Source organism: Pseudoalteromonas sp. SR45-5, from assembly GCF_014163565.1.
Lineage (GTDB): Bacteria > Pseudomonadota > Gammaproteobacteria > Enterobacterales > Alteromonadaceae > Pseudoalteromonas > Pseudoalteromonas distincta.
This window is the reverse complement of the sequence record NZ_JACJDN010000796.1, coordinates 1-1,541: the sequence shown is the minus strand read 5'-3', so window position 1 is coordinate 1,541 and position 1,541 is coordinate 1. Positions and strand designations below refer to the sequence as shown.

Here is a 1,541-nt window from a genome sequence, read left to right as displayed (position 1 = left end):
GTCACTTTTTGCTAAAAAGGGCCGATATCGGCCCTTTTTATTTTATGAAAGTGTGTATTAGGTATTAACGCTTACTGCCTGTAATGATTCGCTTTGATAGCAGCCTAAAATACGCACATATTGGGTGTGTTCTTTAAGTTCTTCTAGCGCTTCTTTTACTTGGCTATCAGCTAAGTTTGCTTCAAGATCTACATAAAATACTTCTTCCCACGGATTGCCCGGAGTTGGGCGCGACTCAAGTTTTACTAAATTAATCTTATGCTGTTTAAAAATCATCAACGCATCGGCTAGTGAGCCCGCTTGCTGTTTTGTCGACATGATTAAACTAGTTTTAGTTGGAATTTGGTTAGACACTTGCAGAGGTTTACGCGCAACAACAATAAAGCGGCTATGGTTTTCGCTTTGATTAGCAAGATTTGATTTGATGACTTCAAGGCCGACATTTTTTCCTGCTTGTGCAGAGCCAATTGCAGCACTATTTGGTGTGTTTAGAGCTGATTGCAATGCGCTTGATGTAGAGTCACAAGTTTCATGTTGTAAATCACCTAAGCCCTGTAAAAAACGGCTGCACTGTGCAAATGGTTGTGGATGTGCAAATACTTTTGTTAGTTGGCTAAGTTCAGTATCAGGGTTTGCGAGTAAGCAATGCTCTACACTGTGAGTGACTTCTCCAACAATAGAGACTTGTGCGTGCTGTAATAAGTCAAATACTTCGTTAATGCTACCAGAGCTTGTGTTTTCAATCGGTAATAAACCAAAATCAGCTTGGCCGTTTTCTACTTTACCTGTTATTTCGTCAAACGATGTACAGCCAATTTCAATTAATTTACCAGGGCGGCGACTAAAGTATTTATGACATGCAAGCTGGCTATAAGAACCTTGACCACCTAAGTAAGTTACACGGTGTGTTTCACTCAGTGCGTCTGGATTAAGGTTTTTTTGTAACATTGCTTGTTGGTGTAAAACTGAATCTTCCAAAATAGTTTGAAACACATTATTTACGTAGTAAGCATCTAAACCCAGTGACTTACCATAACCAATTAATTTTTCTAGAAGCGCGAGTTCACGTGCTTCATCGCGAATTGGCTTGTTGTTGGCGATTTTATATTCAACCACACCGTGGCTAATGCGACGGCGTTTAGCTAATAACACGAGTAGGTCGGAGTCTATTTCATTTATATCGTGTCTTAGTGCATTTAATACATCATTTGTCATTTTGGTATCCTCATTCCAAAAGTAGGCTGTTATTACACAGCAAAAACAAAAAAGCCTCCCGGTTGGGAGGCTTTACTATTCGATTGATTTTATCTCACAAACAGGGAAGCCTCTTCTATATAAAGAAGCTAAAAAACGAAAAAAAAGTGCGAGAGATAAATATGTTCATACGGTTAATGTATGGAGAGTTGCCAACAATGTCAATAAAGATCTAAATAAGCTTAGGGTACTATTTATTTACCTTAGGTGATTATTATAGAAACTTTACAAATAATTTATAAATATGAATGCGGATCTGGTATATTTCGTTAACTGGTTCAAATAAT

At 37.9% G+C, this 1,541-nt stretch carries 1 protein-coding gene and 1 other annotated feature; the gene reads right to left on the bottom strand.

The genetic code is table 11. The annotated features are described in order from the left end of the window. Window positions 1-57: 57 nt before the first annotated feature. Complete coding sequence (locus H5072_RS19120; RefSeq protein WP_002962945.1) at window positions 58-1,215, bottom strand: chorismate mutase; 1,158 nt, start codon at window positions 1,213-1,215, stop codon at window positions 58-60. A 44-nt stretch (window positions 1,216-1,259) separates the two neighbouring features. Then, window positions 1,260-1,377, bottom strand: a sequence feature (Phe leader region). Between the last annotated feature and the right edge of the window lie 164 nt (window positions 1,378-1,541).